The organism is Sphaerisporangium album, from assembly GCF_003323745.1.
Taxonomy (GTDB): Bacteria; Actinomycetota; Actinomycetes; order Streptosporangiales; family Streptosporangiaceae; genus Sphaerisporangium; species Sphaerisporangium album.
On the sequence record NZ_QOIL01000035.1, the window covers coordinates 1 to 21,678 of the forward strand.

Sequence of the window (21,678 nt, forward strand, 5' to 3'; positions counted from 1 at the left end):
GCAGGCCGGAGAAGTCGACGTCCTCGACCGAGTCGGGACGGATGCGGCCCTGGTGGCCGAGCAGCACGGCGAGGCGGCGGGCGTGCAGCACGGCGTCGGTGTCGGTCTTGGTGACGACGTGGACGACGCCGCTGCGCTTGCTGTGCGGCTCGGGGCCGCCGAGCCCGGCCATGTCGATCTTCTCGCCGGTGACGCTGCGGACGACGTCGGGGCCGGTGACGAAGATGCGGCCCTGGTCGGAGAGGATCACGAGGTCGGTCAGCGCGGGCCCGTACGCGGCGCCGCCGGCGGCCGGGCCGAGGACCACGGAGATCTGCGGCACGATGCCGGAGGCCCGGGTCATCGCCGCGAAGACGAGTCCCACCGCGTGCAGGGACTCGGCGCCCTCGGCGAGGCGGGCGCCGCCGGAGTGCCAGAGGCCGACGATCGGCACGCGCTCGCGGACGGCGACGTCGTAGGCGTGCACGATGTGCTCGCAGCCCTCGCTGCCCATCGCGCCCCCCTGGACGCGGGCGTCGCTGGAGAAGCCCACCACCGGCACGCCCTCGACGCGCCCCATGGCGGCGAGGACGCCGCTGCGGTCTTCGGGGGAGATCAGGTGGATCGAGCCCTCGTCGAACAGGGCCGACAGACGTATCAGCGGACCCCTGGGATCGGTCTGGGCGGGAGCGGATGGCGGGGGGTGCTGGCTGGACATCATGACCAGTCGCGTCATTGTCGGTGTCCTAGGCCAACAGGTCGCCGGTCAGCGGGGGCATGGCGGGCGCGGGGTCATGAGAGCCGTGGGAGAGGGACAGCGGGCGGGTGTGGTGCTGATCGGCGAGGGCGTGCATGTCGGAGTGGGGGCTGTGCGTGACCCAGGTACCGATACAGGCCTCGGCGGTGATGCCGGGGCCGAATCCTGCCAGCAGGCATGTGTCGCCGTCGGTGACCGCCTGGTCGTCGAAGGCCCGGGCGAGCGCGTCCAAAACCACGGCGCTGGCGATGTTGCCGCAGTTGGCCAGGGTCTGACGGCTGTAGGTGAACGCCTCCGGCGGGACCTGCAGGTGTTTGGTGAGGTCGTCCAGGATCCGGGGTCCGCCCGCGTGGATGATGTACAGATCGAGTTTGGAGGCGTCCCAGCCGTAGTCGGCGGCGAGTCGGTGAAGTGGCGGGGCGAGGCCTTCCATGGTGCGGGGGACGCGCTTGTCGAGCTGGAAGTGGAAGCCGGTGTCCTTGACCTGGTAGCTGATCCACGATTCGGTGCCGGGCATCAGGTAAGAGGCGCTTTGGTGGATGCGGATGCCGGTGCCGTCCTGGCCGCGGACCACGGCGGCGGCCACCGCGTCGCCGAAGAGCCCGTTGGACAGCAGGTTACCGATCGCGGTGTCGGTGGGTTGATAGCACAGGGAGCACAACTCGCAGGAGACGATCAGCACGTTGGCCAGCGGATGCGCGCGGCAGTAGTCGGCGGCGCGGTTGATGGCGGCTCCGCCTGCGGCGCAGCCCAGCTGGGCGATGGGTAGCTGGGTGGTGTTCAGGCGGAAGCCCAGGTTGTTGATCAGCCACGCGGTCAGCGAGGGCATCGAAAAGCCGGTGCAGGAGACATAGATGATCATGTCGATGTCGTCGGGGCCGAGGTGTGCGTTGGCGAGTGCCTGTAGGACGACACCGGGGACGCGTTGTTCGGCCTGTTGCTGGTGGATGCCGTTGCGTTGCTGAAAACCGGGATGGGTGAGGGTGTCGGGCAGGGGTTGGACCAGGTGACGGCGTTGGACTCCGGTGTTGGCGATCAGTCGAAGTGCCAGGGGCAGCTGCGGGTGGTCGGCGTGGAGGCGGCGGCACAGCTCGAGGGTCTGCTCTTGGGTGATCTGGTGTTCGGGGAGGTGGATGGCCGGTTTGCACAAGATCGCCATGGGAAACCTGCTTCGATGAGGTGGCGGGCCGGGGGGGAGAGGGTGTCGGCGGGGGGCCGACTCGGGCTGTAGGGGGATGTGATCACCCGGTGAGATCCGGTAGGGCTCGGCGGGCGGCCGCGGAGCTGGTTGCGGAGCTGGCGGGGATCGCGGGGGTCTGGGCGCGCGGGTGCGGCGGCGGTGTTTGGGTGAAGGCGGGTATCGCCGTCACCGAGCCGGTCGATCGTGGTCCTTGGGCTGGGCGTGACCGTGCGGGATGGGTTGCCGCTGGCTCGGCGCGGCGTACCAGCAGCAGGCCGCAGAATCCGGCGAGTCCGGCACATGCCAGGCAGCCGAGGATGACGGAGGTGTAACCGGCGGCGGGGCCGGTGAGGACCGGGTGCTGCAGCACCGCTGCCATGCCGGCGAGGCCGAAGGCTCCGCCGAGCTGGCGGCCGGTCATCACGGCGCCGGTCGCGGCGGCGTAGCGTCCGGCACCGGCCGAGAGGGTTGCCGCGGCGGACAGGCTGGTGGCGATCGCGCCCATGCCGGCGCCGAGCGGGATGCTGGCCGGGATCCAGATCGCCGACAGGTGGGGGACAGGTCCAAGGGCGGTGGCCACCCACAGATAGCAGGCCACGACCGCCACCGAGCCGATGTAGATCATCCATCCGGGGCGAAGGTGTTTGCCGGCTCGCCCGACGGCGATGCTGGTCAGCGCCATCGCGATCGACATCGGTGCCATCGCCAGGCCGTAGCCGGTAGGTGTGCGGTGAAGGGTGTGCTGCAGGTACATGGGGATGGCGGTCAGCATGGCGATGGACATCGCGCCGTGCAGCAGCGCCACCAGAGCGGCCAGGGCGAACGCCGGCCGGGCGTACACGCCGGTCTCGATGGCCGGGGTGGGGTGGTGACGGGATCGCCATGCCGTCGCCAGCAACCCGAGCCCTGAGGCGGCCAGGGCGGCTACCAGGATCGCGGTCGGTAGGCGGGAGGCCTGGCTGAGGGCGTATGTGGCTGTGAGGAAGACCGTGGCGAGCAGGGCCAGTCCGGCGAGGTCAGGCCGGTGCCACCGGGTGGCGTTGGACGCGGAGGATGTGGAGGTTGCGGTGGGCAGGCCGGTTACGCCGAGGAGCAGCGTCATGCCGATGACGGCCTGGGGAAGCCACAGCGCTCGCCAGCTCAGTAGGTCGGCCAGCCATCCGCCGCCGGCGTGCATGGCGGCCGCGCCGATGCCTGACGCGGCGTTCCACAGGCCGATCGCGGCGGTGCGGCTGGCGGGCAGGGTGACCAGGATGAGGGCGAGGGAGGCGGGGATCATGGCGGCGGCGCCCAGCCCCTGGGTGGCGCGGGCCGCCAGCAGCCATCCCAGGTTTGGCGCCAGGCAGGTGACCGCGGCGCCGAAGGTGAACACGGCAAGCCCGGCGATGAGCACAAGACGTGGCCCGGCCAGGTCGGCCAGACGCCCGGCTGTGGTGAGTCCGGTGGCCACGGGCAGCGCGTAGGCGGTGATCAGCCATGTCAGAGCGGAGACGGGTGTGCCGGGAAGGCCGTGTGGACTCTGCAGGACGGGGATGGCCAGGGTGGCGGCGATGGTGTCGGCCATGGCGATGGCCGCCGTTGCACACCCGATTAGCAGGATCAGCCGGGCCGGGCGCGGTGAGGCGGACCGGCGGAGCGACGAGGGCCCATGCGGGTGCGGTGTGCGGTTGGGCAGGGCCGGGATGGCTGCCTCCTGAGGGTCGCTAAGGCCCGCCGCGATATGTCGATGAGGCGATTTCGCGGTACGGGCGCGGACGCCGGAAATGCGGGCGGTAATGCTGGGAGGGGAGCTTTGGTGTGGTGCACGGTCTCGGGCAACAAATACGGCAGCGTTGTAATCGATTCGTGATCTGACGCGGTGGCTGCGTGCGGACTCTCAAAGGGTGCGCGTTGATCAGGACGGCCGGGGCGGCGCGGGCTTTCCGGCAGGTACGGCCGTGCGGGCTCGGAGCGGATCGCCTGTGACTCGTTCTGACTGGCCGCCTTGACAGGCACGGAGGCCCCGACTGGTGGGCCCCGCAGCGGTGCGACCACCTGCGGGCCGCATTCGCAAGCAGGCGGCCGGGCCCGACTCTCGCAGTCGATCTACTTAGAAGCCCATATTGGTGTGCATATCGGGCGACATTTGGTTACAGATTAGTCACGGACGTCGTGAAAGCGGGCGAGTGTAGTGACAGTGCGCAAGCCGGGTCTTAGCATCCATCACGTCTTGACAAGCTTGACGCGACACTTGTCAAGATGCTGGTGAGGCAAGTTGGGGCCTGCTGTCCGGGGCGGAATCCCCACCCAGGCTCCCGGGCGGCAGGTCTCCTCTGGAGGGCGAGACGTGAAACCGATCGACGTGATCACACGGGTCGTGACCCGCGCCGTGACCGATCCCGCAGCCAACCTGAGGGTCCGAGCGGACATGAGCGGAGTCACTGTGACCGTGGCCACCTGGCCCGCTCAGCAGCAGGCGCTGCGGGCGCTGATGCTGCAAGGCTGGGACGTCACCACCCGGACGCGGTCGGGCCCCTACCCGCTGAAGGTTCGTGGGTGGAGTGTGCGGCATCTGCAGCACCGGCGGGCGGCGCTGGCCTTGGCGCAGGAACGGCTATCGGGGGTACACGCCACCACGGCGCACCTGGCGATCCAGGCGGCAAGCCGGCACCTCGGCGAGGTGCCCGAGTCCACCTCTGCTCAGCTGACCTCCCATGCCCTGCTGGCCGTGGAGCGGCACCTGCGCTGGCCGCAGTTGCTCGCTGACATCTGCGGCTTGCGCCGGGAGTCAGAGGAACCGCACGTCGCGAACCTGCTGGCGACGATCAAGACCGCCGAGGGGGAGGTCTTGGCCTTGTGCCTGGAACATCAGCACGTCGCCGAGCGCGCGGTCGCCGTCTACCTGCGCTGCCTACGGCACTCCGGGCTCAGCACCGGCACCGCCGAGCAGACCGCCCTGGCAGAGGCCTTGCTGTATCACCAGGCGCTCCAGCGGCAGCCGCCCGCCGCCGCCGGAAGCCATCTCACCTTGATGAACGCGAACGAGCCTGCCCGCACGCTGCCGGCCGGGGCGGCGTAACCATGCCAGCCTCCGGCGCTCCCCCCGTCGCCCCTACCGTTGGCGACGATTCGCCGGCCCCCGGGCATCGGGGCATGCGACGATCGGGATCGCTGCGCCACCGCCGCTCGCGCCACCGGCGCATCGCGGTGGTCTGCGCCGGTGCCGTCGCCGCGGTCGCCTACGATGCCGCCGCGGTGTCGCGGTCGCTGCCCGCCGCAGGCAGGCTGGCCGATCCCTCCGTGCTGTCTGCCGTCTACCTCATCTCGGCGGCTGTCGTGCTCACCATCTCCGGGCGCCTTGCCGATCTCCTCGGGCGACGACGGGTTCTCCTCGCGGGTCTGGCACTGTTCACTCTCTCCTCCGCCGTCATGATCCCTGCGGCGGACACGCCGATGGTGGTCCTGGCACGACTTGCCCAGAGCGTGGGCGCCGCGACGATCGCCCCAGCGACGCTCGGGCTGCTGGGCGTGGAGTTCCCCGCTGAGCGACACGCATCAGGGATCGGCATCTGGAGCGCGGCCGCCACGGCCGGGGCGGCGGTGGGCTATATCGCCGGTGACTGGGCTTGGCCGACGCAACCGGTGCTGAGCGCCGCCCTTGGAGGGATCGTGCTGGCGGGGGCCATCACGATCACGCCCACGCACGCCGGTGGCAGCCTTCGCTGCGCGAATTGGCCAGGCACGGTGCTGGGTGCGGCGGGGCTTTCTATGCTGGCGCTGGGCTTGATGCGGGGGCCGTACTGGGGCTGGCTCTCCCCGCTCACGCTGGCCAGCCTCGGGGCCGGGGTCGCCGTCGCTGTGTTGGCCCTGCTGTTCGCCGTGCCGGGGTCGTCTCGACGCGGCAGACCGGGCCACCGTACCTGGCGTGATCCGATGTGGCTGCGCCTTGGGGGGGCCTGCGTCTTGTCCGGTGCGGCGCTGTTCCCTGCGCTGGTCATCGCGACCCGATACGCCGCCGCGGTCCGAGCCGACGCCGAGCTCGGTGGCCCGGTGGCGATGACCCCGCTGTGGGTGGCTGTGCTGGCGGGCCTTGTTGCCGCTGCCCTGATCCGGCGCCAGGGGACCGGACCGGTGATGTACAGCGGGGCGCTGGCCGTGGTGAGCGCCTGCGTATGGCTGCTGGTCGCGGACATGCGGGCCGCCACGGGCCTGTTATGGCTACCCGGAGCAGTCACGTTGGGTATCGGCGTGGGGGTCTTGGCCACCGGGCTGGTCCTGGCGGTCATCGCGTGGGCACCGCCCGGCCTGGTGGCGACCGCTGCAGGAGCCGGGCTGAGCTTGGTGGAGTTCGGGGCCGTGCTCGGCCTGGCCGTCGCCTCCCCGGTTCTTGAGCGGTCCTGGCAAGGCATGCCCCTTCCCGACGTTTCCTGGACATTGGTCTTGTGCCTGGTCGCAGCAGGGGCGGCAGGACTGATCGGCCTGGCCTGCCGGATCGGACCGGGCGGTGCGGCCGGAGTCGGCGACAACGCGGGCACCTTGGCCGACTCCGCTGCGGCTCCTGCCACAGCCCCGCAACTGTTGCGCGTTCCCGCCGAGGTACTGACACAGCTGACAGTCATGGCCGAGGGGCTGATCGTGGCATCTGACGCCTTGCGACAGGAACGGCGGCAGCAGTGCCCATGCCACTCCCCGGCCACCTCGCAACCGGCCGAGCATCGCTCGATCGGCGCTGCGGCGGGCCCACCGCCTCCCGAACCCGACCTCGATGCCACCACACCCTTTCCCCGCCCGCTTCCTCGACCCAGCACGATGACGGGTCCACAGGCTCAGGCGACGACGCGCCGCGTCGATCCCTACGCCACCCACCGGCATCGACAAGCCCGCCCCCTCTCCGCCTCACCCCCGCATCCGAGCCACACATCCCCACACGCCGGCGTGAGCACCGAACTCACCCCAGGGCACCAACGCTTCGAATCCGCCGCCCTGGCTCTGGTCTCAGCAGTTCAGTCCCTGCTCACCGCCCCTCTCGCCGACCAACCCCCCGTGAAGCCGCGCCGCCGGTCCGACCACAGCAAACCGGCGACCTCGCCATGACCGCGGCCGCCACCCCGGGGCAGCTCTGCGCCACGCCCTCTGCCCGCCACCTGGAGGCGGCAAGCACAGGGTCGCGGCGTAGGCGACCGGTGCCGCGCGGCACATCCGCCGACATGGCATCAGCCACCCCACCAGCGCGGGGCACCGGCGGCCGCCGAGGTTGCTGCCATCGACCGGGCCGACGCCGCCATGACCGATAACGCGTCCCTCCCCGCCCCGTACACGCTGGTGAGCAGGGAGAACCATCCGGAACGATCTACCGTGCGGGTGGCCGGGGTGCCGATCGGGCCCGACACCGTGACCCTGATCGCCGGCCCCTGCGCCGTGGAGACGCCCGAGCAGACCCTGGAGGCCGCGCTGATGGCGCGAGCCGCGGGCGCGACCCTGCTACGCGGCGGCGCGTACAAGCCGCGCACCTCGCCGCAGGCCTTCCAGGGGCTGGGCGAGCCGGGCCTGCGCATCCTCGCCGACGTCCGCGCCGAGACCGGGCTGCCGATCGTCACCGAGGTCGTCGACGCCCACGACGTCGAACTGGTCGCCTCCTACGCCGACATGCTTCAGGTCGGCACCCGCAACGCGCAGAACTTCGCGTTGCTGCAGGCCGTGGGCGCGGCCGGGATGCCGGTCATGCTCAAGCGCGGCATGAACGCCACCATCGAGGAGTGGCTCATGGCGGCCGAGTACATCGCGCAGCGCGGCAACCTCGACATCGTGCTGTGCGAGCGGGGCATCCGCACGTTCGAGACCGCCACCCGCAACACCCTGGACGTCTCGGCGGTCCCCATGGCGCAGCGCCTGTCGCACTTGCCGGTCATCGTCGACCCGTCCCACTCGGGCGGCCGCCGCGATCTGGTGCTCCCGCTCACCCGCGCGGCGATCGCCGTAGGCGCCGACGGCGTCATCATCGACGTCCACCCCCACCCCGAACAGGCCCTCTGCGACGGCCCGCAGTCGCTGGGCGAGCGGGATATCACCGAGCTCGGCCGCGTGATACGGCTCTGGCCGGCCATGATCGGCCGAACCCGCGCCCAAGCGGCACACACGCCCGCCTGAACCCCCGGCACAGGTCCCTATCGACCATGCCAAAAGCTGGCCCCCGAAGCCGACCACCAGCCCGCCGCGCTTCACAGCCTTGCTGGGTAGGCCTCGACACAAGCCTGACGCCTGTGCCCTCCATGCGCGCGGTCAGGGCACCGGCCGCCACACCTGACAAGTGCTCCCCGTGCCCGGCCGTTCGGCAGGCATACCCCGGGTTCACAGACGATCCGCGCTCTGGGGGGTGCCAAGCATCACCCCAATCATCGCCACCAGCACAGCGGCCTGGTCACCGATTCTTGCCAGGGCAGCGTCCACAGGTCCGCGCGCGCAGCTGCAACGTGCACACCCCTCGGCGATCCCCGTCATAACCTGCGTGGGGGCGTCATCGATCGCCGAAACGCTCGGCGCCGTCAATGCAACCCCTTGGCTCGATGAGGTACCGGGCGAACCGGACTCCCGTCGACCACCGCAGTGCTGCGCAGGAACAGTCATCATCGCTCCAATGTGAGGGCCGACCACCACAGCCAGTCAGCAGACCCGGTACCTCTCGCCACCGGCCACGGCGCTGATCGCCGGGGGGCCGCACGACCGGCCCAGTGCCCTCCTGGCCTGCCCGCTCCTGCCGACCACGGGGCCGCGAGTCGCTTCTAACGTCGTAGCGGAGCGTAGACGACCAAACCGCCGCAAACGCTCCCTACGGATCAGGGCGTTGCCGAACTGATATCGACCACTGCCACAAGGGCCCGATCAGATTCCGTAGGCCCGGCAGCGAGAAATCCCGGCATGGCAGACACGGGTCGTTCACCTCCCGGGTAGCTGTCCCACGCCTCTCTCAGTCGCGCCACTGCGCGCAGGTTCAATACTGGGCCCTCGTTCAAGCCGTGAACACCCTGTCTATCAAGGAAGGACGGTGCCTGAACCGATCAGGCTCACGCTTCTCATTCCCATCACGAGATACAAATATGGCTAATATATAGATACCGGTTTCTTGATGGCACTCGAGGTGCCGGTGCGTTTACAAATTCCGATCCGATTGGTCCGGCGAAAACATGACCGTCACCCCCCAGCACCCGGGCCGGGCCACTCAATGGCCGCCCGCAAATCCGAGCCCATCACCCGTTTCCGTGGCGTCCACCAAGGGCGGGTGCCCCGCCCCCTTGTACCTCACGCCACCCTCCACCGCCCTGATCAAGGACGCCATCGCACTCGGGCACCTTGGGATGATCACCACCCCCAAGCAGGGCAACCGCCTGCTCGCCGGTCATCCCTGGTGCGCCGACAACGGCGTCTACACCGGCAGATACCCAGGCGACGAGGCGTACCTGACCTGGTTGAGGCGACTGCGTCCCCTTGCCCACAACTGCCTATTCGCCGTCGCGCCCGATGTGGTTGGGGACCACTTGCGCACACTAACTCGTTCACGCAACATGCTCGTTAAAATCCGCGAACTAGGGTATCCTGCCGCCTTCGTCGCCCAGGACGGCATGCAATTTAGTTCATGGGATCCCTGGGACGAGATCGATTGCCTCTTCATCGGAGGCGGCGACGAGTTCAAACTCTCCCGCGACGCGGCCGAATTGGTGGACGTCGCCAACAGCCTCGGCAAATGGACGCACATGGGCCGAGTCAACTCGCTGCGCCGATACCGATACGCCGCCGCCATCGGCTGCGACTCGGTCGATGGAACCCACCTGACCTTCGCTCCGGACCAGAACCTGCACGAGGTCCTCCAATGGCGGCAGATTGTTGCCGCCAAATCAGCGCAATGCCGCCCATAGCGCTGCCACCTAGCGCCGCCACACCGATCCCGCTGTTCGCCCTCTAGTGATGCAGCCCTCAAAGCGGAGACACCGCACTGGATCGCCTACCCGTCCCGCCCCCAGAGAGCACGACGAACAGGCCCTCAGCGACCGCCCCCAGCGATGGCCGCGACCATCGTGAGCCCCCGGCAGCGGCGCATCGTCCTTTAGGGGCACAATGACGTGGTGAAGATCGACCCAGCGTACGCGCGGCGCGTCGCCGAACGGAATGCCGGCAGAAGTCAGATCACCGAGGAGGAGATCACCACAGCGGGCGTGGCCGAACTCGCCCAGGTGAACTCCGGCACGGTTAGGCGATGGGCCAACAACCCTCACAACCAGTTTCCCGCCCGGCTTCGCCACGGCGTCTACCCTCTGCAGCCGGTACTTGAGTTTCTGAAACGGCGCCAGCTCCCCCAGGAGATCAGCGACCCGGAAACCACTGGTGAGGACGCCCTGCTTTCCCTGTACGACTTCGCGCGGCTAAACGGCCTTGCACCCAAATCGGTGTACCAGTATGCCGACCACCCCTACCTCACCGGCCTGCGCGACCCTGACAACGTCGACCACAAGGGCGTGCAACGGTGGCGCAGGGCAGACCTCGACCACTTCTGGCACGAGGTACGCCCAAGCCCAGGCATGCCACGCGGCCGGCCTGATCCACTGCGGGGCGAGGTTCTGAAACTGGCACGCCAGGCCACCCCCGGTGAGCCGTTGACCGAGGTCACGGTAGCCAAGCTCCTGAAGGTTCCACTCGCTCGAGCTCGGCGCCTTTTGGCGGCCGCCAGCCTGGCTGACGCAGACCCCCACCTGGATCCGCTGCTCGATGAGGCAGCGCGGCTGGCGCTGCGTGTCGAGAAGAACAACGCCCCCCTGACCGCCGTCGTGGTCGCCGAGCGTTTGCAGATTCCGGTGGCGCGCGCACAACGTCTGCTGGCAGCGATCCGTGATCCTGCCTTCGGCAAAACGGCTGAATAGGAAAAGCCAGCCGCCGATCGGGCGGTGCGAAGCAAAGGCCAGACGCGGGACTCCTACCTCGATCAAGATCGCGAAACGGCCGGGTTGCTGCGCCGTACGCAGGCTCACCGCCAAGCTCTCACGGGCGAACAGGTGGCGGCGCACTTCGTATCGGTCGGCGCACCGGCTTTCGCATGCTCGACCTGGCGCGGCGCGAATTACCGAGGCAAGGGGCCAGCGTTGACCGGAAAGACGAGTTGTTGTCCCTATCATCGGCCGCGGCCGCGTACCGAGACCTGCTGACCCCCTCAGCGGCCAACCTGCACAAGATGTACCTCCTCGACAACCCGGCGCCCATCGTGGCCAGGACGTACAAGCGGATCACTCACCCTCGCCCAGGGGATCTCGTCGCGGTCCTGGACATCGGTCGATGCGCCACCCGGACCGGCGGATGCGTGATTTCGGCATCCTGTTGGAACACCGCACGGGCCCCCCAAGCCGCCGATGGTCTCACCGACGCGGAGAGGGCCGATTTCGCGCACCGTCAGGCGCTGCGCGAGGTCCAGGGCGTCGGCCGCGAGGCGAACAGGCGCCGCGCCGTCTCTCCGGAGACAGCGAGCCCATACGACAAGGTCGCTGACGCCGTGCTGACCGCGATCGGTGACGTCCCGGTCCGGGCCCTCGGCTCTCCCGAGTTGGCCAACGAACTGCATCGGCGCGGCACGCGGGCCCGCGCTCCAGGACGACCCGCCGGTCGCGCCGCAGGAGTGGTCCAAGGACGCCATTGACCTGGTGCCACCGGAGTCCAAGCCCGTCGACCCCGTTGAGTTCGTCGATGAGCTGTACGGCCGCGCGTGGCGGGCGGGATGGGAAGCCCGCGCCGCCACGACAACGGCTGAAGACAATGGAAAGGCCGCCACCCCTTGCGTTCCCGGGGTCGTCGCCGAGAGCCTGGAAGGCCCGGTGAAGAGAGAAGGAACGTCATGGATTCTGAGGCCCGCCGTTTCGCGGCCGAGTTGCGCGCGCCCGCCCCGGAGGTCCCCGTGGGTCAGGCGGTGGTGCTGCTGACCAAGGGGGAGCAGGCCAAGCTCATCACCGCGATTCACCCGGTCACGGCGCCGCTGGTCATGCCGGCGGCGCGGATCGCCGGGCAGGCCGGCCTGCCCGCCGGGGAGTTGTCCGGCCGGAGGTTCGCCGTTGACGTCGTCAGTGAGGAAGACGCCAACGGTTTCACGCTCCTGGACGACCCGCGCCTGTGACGGTCACCGGCCGATGCGTGGGCGTCCGGTCCTGGCCTCCCAGTTCCTGCCGAACTCCAGGACGCTGGCGAGGGTGAACACCGGCCCCATGCTCAGCCGGGCGACCGGCGCGGGGAAGTCGTCGTGTTCCTCGGCGAGCTCGCGGGCGCGTTGGCGGCTGAGGGGCTTGCCCTTCATGTGCCCGAGTAGCGCTGCGATCTCGGTGTATCCGACCAGTTCCGGACCGCGCGGCGCGGGATCGTTGTCGCCGCGTGCCACGCGGATACCGACGTATGGCACCACCTCGCCGAGCGTCGTGCGCGCTACCTCGGCGAACCGCGCGGAGGCGGCGCGCACGGCCTCGGCCTGCGTCTTGGCGTTCACCGCGACGCGGACGCTCACGGTGCCGGTGTCCTGGTCGTAGGTGAACGCCGCGCCGACGAGGGCCTCGGCGAGCTGGCCTAGCTGCTGGTCGTCAAGGTGTCGGGGAGTAATGATGATTTCGACCTGCCAGGTCATGATGGTTGTGTCCTTTCCTTGTCGCCGTCGTTGATGAGGTCGGATGGCCGGGGGCCGCGCCGTCACGCGGCCCCCGGTTTTCACTCCCCGCTGTCCGGGAAGTCCAGCCCGGCTCCTCGCAGAGCGCCGATGAGGGTGATCCACTCGCTCGCGTCCACGGGGGTGCGAGCGCTGGTCACCGTGATCGGGCCCCGGCGGAAAAACCACACGCCGCGCTCGTTCTGCCAGACCTTGAAGTGCTGGCGAACGGCCGCTGCGATGAGCTGGTCCATCCTGTCTGCCATCTGATTCTCACCTCCTTTCCTTGTCGCCGTCAAGGATTATCCTCTCATAAATCCTTGTCAGTGACAAGATTTTTTGGTGAGATGGACAGCCGGGCGGCTTGGGTAAGAAGAGTGAATAAAGTCTTGTCAGTGACAAGGATTATGCGTCATAATAGACGTGTCGGGACGGGGGGTCGGATCCCCGGACCGACAGTCAGTTGACAACTCCAGAGCGAAAGGCAGGACCGATGGAAGATCGGTTCGCGGAGCTGATCGGCCACTGGGTGCAAACCTATTGGCTGATCGCCAAACTCCTCCAGCGGTGCGGGATCACCATCCCGCAGGCAAACGCCCAGACTGCCCCCGGCGTCACCCGCGCGGCGGTCAAAGAGGCGGTCGAGGAGGTGAAGGGTGACCCTGCCATCCCCAAGGCCGCTCGGGCGGCAGTGACCTCGGCCACCGTCAAGTGGCTGGCAACGGCCGAGATCCTCGACAACTTCGAGGACGACCCGGCGGGCTGGCGGGAGGAAGCCATCCGGCGATTCCTGGTCGAGATCCACCTGGGCAGCGAGTACGCCCACGAGGAGCTGAACAAGAGGGACCAGGTCAACTGAGCAGGAAGCCCCCCGGCACCCAGCCGGGGGGCTTTCCCGCTTTACGAGACCGGCCGATGGGACGGGCGCGAACGCCTCAAGTCGGATGCCCCACCGGCCGCCAGTCGACAACCCCGCCATCGTACCCCGGCCCCGATCAGCCTCACATGGACGACAGTGACTAGTCCCCATGCGAACGTAGGGCAATGGTGCCGACGTCACGGTCCCCTTTCCCGCGGGGGGCTCCGACGTCACGGTCTGGTCGCTGGCGTGCGCCAGCGACCAGCACGACGCGTGCCCCGCGGATCAACGCCGATCGCGGCTGTTCCGGCGAACTGATCGCAGCCCGGGAGAAGGGCCCCGGCATGACCGGTACCGCCAAAATGTGCGGAATCGGCCGCCGAGGAAGCAGGAAACCCGCCTCATTGACCTTCAGCCGGGCTAAAGCATTCGCGCGCCCAGGCGGTGAAGTATCAGATCTTTCATCGGACATGGCGGCATCTCGCCCGTAGTGCATTAACCCGCGCGGGAAACAAGACACCACATTTCAAGCGTGCAATTAGTGGTTAAATAGATGTCAGAGGCCCGGTGGCACCCGAGCCTCATGTCCCACCACCGATCCGAAGGACACGTCAATGCCAACGGAACACCTCACCGACGGATTCTCCGGCCACAGCCTCAGCCCTCAGCAGATCGCGGAGGAACTCCTCCGCACCCTGCGGCTGATCCGCCAGGCTGAACACCCCTACTTGCGCAACAACACCGGACGTCTGGTCAGACTCGCCTATCTCGACGCCCTATCACACATTCCGGGCCTGCTTCTGGCCCGCGTCGCCGACGTCGCCGCGATGACCACAGTGGAGGGGATGAACCTCCCCCTCGCGCTCGCCCGCGCGGCCGAGATACCGACCACGCCCGCCATCACCACGGCCGAGGTCGAGGCGGCGCAACCCTTCACCCCGGCGCGCGGTCCTGCCTACAAGCCGGGGGACTTCCAGCCAGGAGACGTGGCACGATTCGCCTCCCATTGGTACCGGGTCACCGGAATCAGCAAGACAAAGGTCATCATCACCCCGGCGCAGCACGGAAGCGACGGAAGCTTCCCCGTGTTCGCGTCCGACATCACCGAGGCGCGGCGGCCCTCGCCGAGCGCTGAGCAATCCGACTAGCCGCTAGATCTCGGCGGTGTGCCCGCACCTGGTGGGCACACCGCCGAGACCCCCACCAGGGGACGCCGGTTCAGCACGGCAACCCATCGCGGCGGCTTCGGCGACTGATGGTGAGGCACCGCCGGACAACGCGGGCGTCCCCGTCCCCACCTACTCACTGAGCAAAGAGCAACTTGGGAACACCAAGACGCCTCCGCCGAGCGAATCACATGCAGGCCGCCGCCGTGCAAGCCACTGAGGCCGGTCCTCCCTGCCCACCGCGACAACAGCGCACTTAGAGGTAAAGCGTAAGCGGGCAGCCGAAGCGGATGGCATTCCGTCTCGACAACCCGATCCACCGATCCGAAGGCATACCCAATGCAGCGTCCCCCCGTGGCCCGGCATCTGCGCCGTGCCCACCAGCGACTCGTCGAGGTCGCGAGTGCCTACCGTTTGCATTACCTGCGCCTGAGCGAGGAGTACGCGAAGGCCATTCCCCTCAGTCGCCGCCGCCGGCGGCTACGCCGAGAGCTGCACGCGGCGAAGATCCAGTGGCGCACAGCCAGGGAGATACTTGAGGCGGACATAGCCAGCAGCCTGCCCTATGCGACCGCGCCTCAAGTCGCCACCAGAGCTCGCCAGCAGGTCGACGCGATGATCGCACGTCAGGCGGCGCCGATCGACCCGCGCAGGCAGCGCTAGCCCTCTCTGGGAGGGAACCGGAGCCCGTAGCCTCCGGCTCCCTCCCAGCCCACCATCATCGTGCCTCAGCGCACGGAACGACTCAGCCCCAGGCCCCTCCACCGGCCTGGGGCGGGTCGCTGTTGCCTGCCCCCTCCGGTCGCTTTGGGCCAGCATCGGCGCCGGCCTCGCCGGAGCCGGGGGATTGGACGCCAGCCGGGTCCGGCACGGCTTGGCTCGGCTGGCTGGTACGACGCGGGCGGCGGCCTCGGCCCGCCCTGGACGGCTCGGTCAGGGCCTGTTCGGCCAGCACTCGCTCGGCTTCCTTGACCATGGCCCCGTCCGCTACCCGCAGAGCCTTGCTAATGACCGTCGCCGATTCTGCGGCCTCGCCGAGAATCTCCTGGAGAAAGGCGGCAGCAGCCTCGGCCGACCCCAGCACATTCGCCAGGGTCGCAAGGGCGACGTCGTAGTCGGTGGTAACGGACGCCAGTCGATCTCGCGCGTCGTCGAGCCGTTCTCTGCCGCTCAAGACGGCGGTTACGGCCAGTTCCTTATGCCGTGCCTCCCGTAGAGCCCGCTCTTGCAGCATCCTCCGCAACTGGAGTCCTGACATATGTCTCACAGATTCAGTCATGCAGTGATTTCAGACCATCAGCGACTCATTGAGCAAGGCATGGTCATGAGATCGAGACCTACAGCTGTCAGCGAGAGTCGAGCAGAGATGGACAGGGCAGCGATCCAAGAGCGATACGGAGCACAGCCACAAGTCAGTGCTAAGGTATCGTCACTTCGCGACGATACGTCCACACCCGCGCACGCTCTGTAGAGCCGAAAGCGGACCGCGCCGTGACCCGACCGGCGCCCTCGTTCCGCAGCCCTTACGCCAGCCGTCGCCGACAGATTTCCCGGCAGCAAGATGATGGATAAGCCGGTCTTCTCGGGGCCCCAGCGCCGACTGAGGCGCGGGAGCGGCACGGTCCACCCCCGTTTCCCCTCGCCCGTTTCGGCGCCGTCAGTGGCCACCAGCGCGACGCGCCCGCGCTCCTGGCGGCGGTTGTTGAGCGCCAGGAGAACGCCAGCAGGTGCTGGACGGCGACGATGAGCGCCAGCTCGATCGTCTCCCACGCCACCACCGATTCCTGCGGGCCCTCCGGGAGCATCCGGTCCGGGTAGGGCTGCAGGTAGCGCACTTCCGAGCCCGCGCCCGGCAACTGGGCAGGCACGAGTGTGCGGTCGTTGCGTTTCTCCAGGAAGTCGAGGCAGGCGTTCGTCGCGATCCGGTACAGCAGCGAGGTGAAGCCGATGCCGCGCTCGCGCATCGTGCCGCTCGGCGTCGGCGGGGGTAACGCCGGTCATGTCGCGCTTGGGCATGGCTAGGAGCTCTCCTGGTCTTCGTCGGGAATGGTGTCTCCAGGACTTCGAGCACCTGGAGGCAGCGGGCGGGAAGGATGTGGGAGGCGTCGATGTCGTAGCCGGTCCACCAGGCGTCCCGGTTGATCGGTCGTCTGGCCCGCCCCACTGGTGCAGTACGAGCTCCTCGCCGACCGTCCAGCGGTGGCCGCGGGCGGGCCAGGGTCGTCGGGGGCGCCGGTGGTGGTCTCGGCGATGACGCGCACCCGGGCGGTGATGTGCCATGCCAGTCCCGGGCGGCCTTGGGCTTGGCGTCCTCGGCGGCCTCGCACGCGGCGCGTTCGGCGTCCTGGCGGGCCTGGCGCTCAGCCTCGATGGCGACCAGCTGGATCGCCGAGACCCAGGCGGGCCGGTCGCTGTGGCCGTCCCGGCCGCCGGTGGCGGGGCTCAGCGTCTCAGCGGGCACCGGGAGCCTACTCCGCAGGCCATACCCGGCGGGCGGCACGAAGTAGGCGTCCGGCCGGTCCGAACCGGTGGCCCAGCCGGCGCCGACCACCACGGCGGTGCGGCCGTCGGGGAAGGTGACGACGTCGCCGGGCGCGGGCACTGTCAGTCCGCCGCGGTGAATCCACCAGCTAGTAGTGCCCGAGGAAACGGGATGTGGTGTGGCTCTTCGGTCTCGGCCTGCCAAGCCAAGCTGACAGCTACTGAGGAAAATGTCGGTCGCTGTTGCTCGGTCGCTGGCAAACCCCCAGGTCTGAGGGGGGAGACAGGAAAGTCAGCGACCAAAGCGACTCCAGGATGAGACATATGACGAGCTCTCCCATGCGCACGGGCGCGTGATAAGTGGAACTCTTGAGTCGCTTCGGTAGCTGCTGGGTGCGGTGAACCGCCATGACCTGGGGTCCTTCAGGCGCATCGGTACGAGCGACCGAAGCGATTGCGCGCGGACATCCCGCCACGGACATGTGATCCCACGCCGTCCAGAGGATCTCCGCTAACCTGTCCTCGCCATGTTCCAAAGCACAGTCGCTTCGGTAGCTGCTGGGTGCGGTGAACCGCCATGACCTGGGGTCCTTCAGGCGCATCGGTACGAGCGACCGAAGCGATTGCGCGCGGACATCCCGCCACGGACATGTGATCCCACGCCGTCCAGAGGATCTCCGCTAACCTGTCCTCGCCATGTTCCAAAGCACAGTCGCTTCGGTAGCTGCTGGCGGGAATCGGCCTCTCGGCCCGGGGAGTTGGCAGAGGCTGAGTTCCGTATGGCAGGCCCGCCCGGGACGAGAAGGGATGACGTGTCGCCGCCCCACGTTGAGGTTGACCGTCCCGCTACGCACGCCCCTGGGTCGCTGGCTATCGCCCGCTGGTGCGCTGCGCAGGGGTGGCCAGTCCATCCGCTCGCCCCACGGGGCAAGACTCCCGCGGGAAACTGCCGGGCATGTCGGAACGATCGTGACCATGTCCCGGCCGGCTGCCCGTGCCTGGCCGCTGGTCGCTGGTGCCATGGTTTCCACGCCGCCACTACCGACCCTCAGCTCATCGCCCGGTGGTGGAGTGCGCGGCCGGACTTCGGCGTCGGGATCGCTTGCGGCCCGGCCCGGCTTGTCGTCATCGACATCGACGCCCACCCTGGCCCCGTCCCCGCCCGGGATCGGATCCTGCCAGGCATCCCTGTCGACGACCGGGTCGACCTCAACGGGCTCGCCTCAGGGTTTCACACCCTTGCGCTACTCTCTGCTTTGCGGGGCGCTCCTGACCCCGCCGGGGATGAGACGACCATGCGCGTGCGCACCCCTTCCGGCGGCCTGCACGTGTGGTACCGCACCGGCGCTCCTACCTACCTGTGTTCCACCGGGTCGAGCTCCGGCCGGGCCCTGGCATGGCAAGTTGATGTCCGCGCCGCTGGCGGCTACATCATCGCCCCCGGTACCCAGACCAACGCGGGCACCTACAGCGTGCTCGGTAGCTGCCGTCACCCCGCGCCGTTGCCGGACTGGTTGGCGCAGGAGCTGACACGCACGGGACACCTGGCCACCGCAGCGCCGGAGCAGGCCGCGGCGCACAACCTGGTGCCCCCCCGTGCCCGTCAGGCTGTCCTCAGCGTCGGTGGTGGCCGCACTGCGGTCGCCCGAGCGCTCGACACCGTCCTTGCTGAGGTCCTGGCCTGTGCCAGCGTTCCCGAAGGCGCCGGCTTCACCGGCAAACTCAACCGCGCCGCCTACACCGCCGGCGGGCTTATCGCCTCCGGACACCTGCAGGAGGACCAAGCCGAGCAGCTTCTCACCCAAGCCGCCGCTCACGCCCGCCCCGGCCAGGACCGGCGCTGCGCTCAGATCATCCGCAACGGCCTGATCGCCGGTGCCCGGCGGCCACTCACCCCTCAGGGACGCACATGAACGTCCCAACGGGACACGGCGGCTTCGACGCCAGGGCGACCGCCCAGCAGATGCTCGACCTATCCCTCCCCACGGCCCAGCCGCAACCGCCACCGCCTCGCGCTTCCCTCGAGACCATCACCAGCCATGGCCTGCTGCCTGACTCGCTGTCCGACCGAGGTAACGCCAAGCTGTTCGTACGCCTCTACAGCAAGGACTTCCGGCACGTTCCGGGACTGGGCTGGTACCGCTGGGCTGACCACCGCTGGCAGCTCGACGACAGCGAGACCGTGGTGTGGTCAGCCGGGGAAATGGCCGAGAACCTCGCGCTCAAAGACCCCCGCGGTCACTACACCGACACAGACCTGCGCCGGCACCGCCGCCGCTCGTTGTCCACCTCGGGGATGAACGCGCTGTTGATGCAAGCCAAGGCCGCTCCTGGCATGGCCCTCAACGCTGCGCAGCTGGACGCCGACCCTTATGCATTGTGTACCCCGGCCGGCGTCGTCGACCTGCGCACCGGTCTCCTCACCCCGCCGGATCCGACCCGGCATTTTCACTCACGCTCGACAACCGTCGCCCCGGCGCGCATGGACACCCCACGCTGGGAACGCTTCCTGGGCGACATCTTCGGCAGCGACCCCGAGGGCCGACAAACCCTGAACTTTTTGAACCTGCTGCTCGGCTACTCCATCACAGGTGACGTCGGCGCCCAGGTCCTGCCGTTCCTCTACGGAGAAGGGAAGAACGGCAAGTCGGTCCTGCTGGAGGTGATGCTCCAACTTCTGGGCGACTACGCAGACGCCGCTCCGCCGGGCTTCTTGATGGCCAAAACCTTCGACGGTCACCCGACTGATTTGGCAGAGCTCCACGGCAGGCGCATCATCGTCTGCTCGGAGCTCAAGCCCGGCGACAAGTTCGACGAGGCCCGGGTCAAACTACTGACCGGCGGCGACAAGATCAAAGCGCGGCGAATGCGACAGGATTTCTTCTCCTTCGATCCGACGCACCACCTTTGGCTGCTCGGCAACCACCGGCCCGAGGTCACCAGCGGCGGGTTCGCCTTCTGGCGACGGATCCGGCTCATCCCATTCACGCGCGTCGTCCCAGAAGAACGCAAGATCGACAATCTGGCGCGTGTTCTGGTGAGCGAAGAAGGCCCGGGTATCCTCGCCTGGCTGGTCGACGGGGCCCGCCGCTATCTGGCAGGGGAGAAAGATCTGAGCGGACCAGAGAGGGTCCTGGTGGCCACCAACGCCTACGCCGAGACGGAGGATCACGTGGGACGGTTCATCGCCGAGGCATGCAAACTCGATCCTGCCCATCGAGAAGAGCAAGCGCACCTCTACACCGCCTACACCCGATGGTGCGGCTTTGAGGGGGCCAATCCCGTCTCCGCCCGAGCCTTCGCCGCTCGTATCCGTGAGGCGCTCGGATTGGCCTCACCCAAGTCGATGGTGTTGTCCAACTCGCGTAAGTACTACCCAGGGATCGGCTTGATCCCTGGCCTCGACCCTCAGGAGCCGTAGCAGTGAGCGCGTTGATCGAACGGGCCGATCTCGTGCATGAGACTGAAATCGTCTGGCTGGAGGACATCGACTGCCTGGACTATGTGCGCCAGAGCTTGGATCGGCTGCCAAGCCGCCGCACCAGGCCGGCCTACCATCGTGACGGTCGCATGGTCGGTTATGCCATCTTGGGCAAGCAGGCCAAGGCCTCAGTCTCAGGTACCTTCCGTCGACGGGTGTTCTGGCTGCTGCCGCACGACCGAGATGAGCAGCCTGATGGTGTCTACGCGACCGGCGCTCCCTTGGAGGCCGTGGACCCCCGCACACTGGCCCCGAAGGTGGAAGGCCACAAGACCGAGCGTTCCCAAGGAGGGCCGCCGTCGCAGGCCATGGTCGAACTCGGGATGACGCTGCCTAAGTCGTGACCCGGCTCGGCTACGGATGCCGGCGGGTTGTCGACTGAGCGTTGCACATCGTTGGAGCTACAGCGGGGGTCCCCCGGCGAGTGTCCATTGCTGTCGGGATGGCCTGAACCCGGTCCGTCTTATGCCAGGGCGACCGGTCCAAGCCGTCAGGTCCCGGCTACCAGCGGCCCCCATCTGGCGCCCTGCCACATCTGCCATTCCTGTCGTCCTGCGACGCGCTGGAGGTATCGCACGGTGGCCAGCCGTTCTTCGGGTGTTCTGGGACAAGTGCGAAGAGGGAAATAGAGGATCGTTCCCTCGTGACGCAGGCGTGCCAAGGCGCCGCCACGTGCCTGGCATTTGGACACCATGCGATTCACCAGGTGCTCCTCCATCAGATCGGCGAGCACCTGTTCGGGAGTCACGCGACCGCGTTGTGAACGGCAGCGGCCGGTGAATGTGTGTAAGTCTGCCCAACCGAATCGGTGTGAAATCGGCTCGAAGGACACATGGGATCGCGGTGGCGTGGCCTGCACGTTGCCGCTGTGGGGGTGAATCGGTAGAGCGTCGTTCACCGTTACCCGTCCCACCCGGCGGGTGTTCAATCGCAGCACGCCGATATACCTGTCACCGTCACTGCCGTGCACGTCAAAGCGATGGCTGGTGATCCGCAGCCGCGTGTGGGGCACTTCAAGGTCGGTGTGGGGGAGCTTCATGGCGGCGGCGGCGGAACGGATGGGCCGGTCTGCGGCGGCGCCGAGGATGAGGGCGGGGGCGGCGGCTCGGTAGGGCCGGTGCCCGGCGGAGTAG

At 68.3% G+C, this 21,678-nt stretch carries 21 protein-coding genes; 13 read left to right on the forward strand and 8 right to left on the reverse strand.

Annotation, left to right across the window (positions count from 1 at the left end; translation table 11 throughout):
• The 3 genes from DQ384_RS38465 to DQ384_RS38475 all read right to left on the reverse strand — a co-directional run.
• The coding region (locus tag DQ384_RS38465) for a carboxyl transferase domain-containing protein (protein ID WP_281274194.1) at positions 1-715 on the reverse strand (715 nt) is incomplete at its 3' end.
• Between the two features lie 10 nt (positions 716-725).
• On the reverse strand, positions 726-1,895 hold the full coding sequence (locus DQ384_RS38470) for a type III polyketide synthase (RefSeq protein ID WP_114033822.1): 1,170 nt from the start codon (positions 1,893-1,895) through the stop codon (positions 726-728).
• An 82-nt stretch (positions 1,896-1,977) separates the two neighbouring features.
• Positions 1,978-3,759: an MFS transporter gene (locus tag DQ384_RS38475; RefSeq protein ID WP_342769495.1), complete on the reverse strand. Its 1,782-nt coding sequence runs from the start codon at positions 3,757-3,759 to the stop codon at positions 1,978-1,980.
• Positions 3,760-4,242: 483 nt separating this feature from the next.
• Here DQ384_RS38475 and DQ384_RS38480 point away from each other — a divergent pair, with 483 nt between their 5' ends.
• The 7 genes from DQ384_RS38480 to DQ384_RS38505 all read left to right on the forward strand — a co-directional run bounded on the left by DQ384_RS38480 (position 4,243) and on the right by DQ384_RS38505 (position 12,042).
• Entirely contained in the window at positions 4,243-4,974 is a 732-nt protein-coding gene (locus DQ384_RS38480; RefSeq protein WP_114033824.1) for a hypothetical protein, read from the forward strand.
• A 74-nt stretch (positions 4,975-5,048) separates the two neighbouring features.
• The gene (locus tag DQ384_RS38485; RefSeq protein ID WP_181871655.1) at positions 5,049-6,989 is read left to right on the forward strand and encodes an MFS transporter; all 1,941 of its coding nucleotides are present in this window, start codon (positions 5,049-5,051) and stop codon (positions 6,987-6,989) included.
• Between the two features lie 189 nt (positions 6,990-7,178).
• Positions 7,179-8,042: a 3-deoxy-7-phosphoheptulonate synthase gene (aroF, locus tag DQ384_RS38490; RefSeq protein ID WP_114033826.1), complete on the forward strand. Its 864-nt coding sequence runs from the start codon at positions 7,179-7,181 to the stop codon at positions 8,040-8,042.
• Positions 8,043-9,151: 1,109 nt separating this feature from the next.
• On the forward strand, positions 9,152-9,805 hold the full coding sequence (locus DQ384_RS38495; RefSeq protein ID WP_220183371.1) for a hypothetical protein: 654 nt from the start codon (positions 9,152-9,154) through the stop codon (positions 9,803-9,805).
• Between the two features lie 207 nt (positions 9,806-10,012).
• On the forward strand, positions 10,013-10,804 hold the full coding sequence (locus tag DQ384_RS40700) for a hypothetical protein (protein WP_147269061.1): 792 nt from the start codon (positions 10,013-10,015) through the stop codon (positions 10,802-10,804).
• 173 nt (positions 10,805-10,977) lie between these two features.
• Positions 10,978-11,571 carry a hypothetical protein gene (locus DQ384_RS40705; RefSeq protein ID WP_147269062.1) on the forward strand — a complete coding sequence of 198 codons (594 nt, stop codon included), beginning with the start codon at positions 10,978-10,980 and terminating at the stop codon, positions 11,569-11,571.
• 195 nt (positions 11,572-11,766) lie between these two features.
• Positions 11,767-12,042, forward strand: a complete 276-nt coding sequence (locus DQ384_RS38505) for a hypothetical protein (protein WP_114033828.1) — start codon at positions 11,767-11,769, stop codon at positions 12,040-12,042.
• Positions 12,043-12,045: 3 nt separating this feature from the next.
• On the opposite strand, the gene DQ384_RS38510 is transcribed toward DQ384_RS38505, so the two are convergent.
• Both DQ384_RS38510 and DQ384_RS38515 read right to left on the reverse strand, forming a co-directional pair.
• Positions 12,046-12,540: a hypothetical protein gene (locus tag DQ384_RS38510; RefSeq protein ID WP_114033829.1), complete on the reverse strand. Its 495-nt coding sequence runs from the start codon at positions 12,538-12,540 to the stop codon at positions 12,046-12,048.
• 80 nt (positions 12,541-12,620) lie between these two features.
• Positions 12,621-12,824 carry a hypothetical protein gene (locus DQ384_RS38515; RefSeq protein WP_114033830.1) on the reverse strand — a complete coding sequence of 68 codons (204 nt, stop codon included), beginning with the start codon at positions 12,822-12,824 and terminating at the stop codon, positions 12,621-12,623.
• Positions 12,825-13,051: 227 nt separating this feature from the next.
• Between DQ384_RS38515 and DQ384_RS38520 the strand changes: the two genes are divergently transcribed.
• The 3 genes from DQ384_RS38520 (at position 13,052) to DQ384_RS38530 (ending at position 15,246) form a co-directional block, all read left to right on the forward strand.
• Positions 13,052-13,417, forward strand: coding sequence for a hypothetical protein (locus DQ384_RS38520; RefSeq protein WP_114033831.1), 366 nt, complete (start codon positions 13,052-13,054; stop codon positions 13,415-13,417).
• Positions 13,418-14,031: 614 nt separating this feature from the next.
• Positions 14,032-14,565 (forward strand): hypothetical protein, encoded by a 534-nt coding sequence (locus tag DQ384_RS38525; RefSeq protein ID WP_114033832.1) that lies wholly within the window; start codon positions 14,032-14,034, stop codon positions 14,563-14,565.
• A 372-nt stretch (positions 14,566-14,937) separates the two neighbouring features.
• A complete protein-coding gene (locus DQ384_RS38530; protein ID WP_147269063.1) occupies positions 14,938-15,246 on the forward strand; it encodes a hypothetical protein in 309 nt (102 codons plus the stop codon).
• An 82-nt stretch (positions 15,247-15,328) separates the two neighbouring features.
• Here the strand turns inward: DQ384_RS38530 and DQ384_RS38535 are convergent, their stop codons facing one another.
• Positions 15,329-15,817: a hypothetical protein gene (locus DQ384_RS38535; RefSeq protein WP_147269064.1), complete on the reverse strand. Its 489-nt coding sequence runs from the start codon at positions 15,815-15,817 to the stop codon at positions 15,329-15,331.
• Positions 15,818-16,106: 289 nt separating this feature from the next.
• A complete protein-coding gene (locus tag DQ384_RS42550) occupies positions 16,107-16,547 on the reverse strand; it encodes a sigma-70 family RNA polymerase sigma factor family protein (RefSeq protein WP_220183372.1) in 441 nt (146 codons plus the stop codon).
• Positions 16,548-17,843: 1,296 nt separating this feature from the next.
• On the opposite strand from DQ384_RS42550, the gene DQ384_RS38545 reads away from it, so the two are divergent.
• Genes DQ384_RS38545 through DQ384_RS38555 form a run of 3 tightly spaced genes read left to right on the forward strand, consistent with a single transcriptional unit; the run spans position 17,844 to position 20,889 of the window.
• Positions 17,844-18,977, forward strand: coding sequence for a bifunctional DNA primase/polymerase (locus tag DQ384_RS38545; RefSeq protein WP_114033835.1), 1,134 nt, complete (start codon positions 17,844-17,846; stop codon positions 18,975-18,977).
• Complete coding sequence (locus DQ384_RS38550) at positions 18,974-20,485, forward strand: DNA primase family protein (protein WP_114033836.1); 1,512 nt, start codon at positions 18,974-18,976, stop codon at positions 20,483-20,485. The genes DQ384_RS38545 and DQ384_RS38550 overlap by 4 nt, the downstream gene beginning before the upstream one ends.
• A 2-nt stretch (positions 20,486-20,487) precedes the next feature.
• The gene (locus tag DQ384_RS38555; protein WP_114033837.1) at positions 20,488-20,889 is read left to right on the forward strand and encodes a DUF6009 family protein; all 402 of its coding nucleotides are present in this window, start codon (positions 20,488-20,490) and stop codon (positions 20,887-20,889) included.
• Positions 20,890-21,035: 146 nt separating this feature from the next.
• Here DQ384_RS38555 and DQ384_RS40710 read toward each other — a convergent pair whose 3' ends face one another.
• Positions 21,036-21,584 carry a hypothetical protein gene (locus tag DQ384_RS40710; protein WP_147269065.1) on the reverse strand — a complete coding sequence of 183 codons (549 nt, stop codon included), beginning with the start codon at positions 21,582-21,584 and terminating at the stop codon, positions 21,036-21,038.
• Positions 21,585-21,678: the final 94 nt, after the last annotated feature.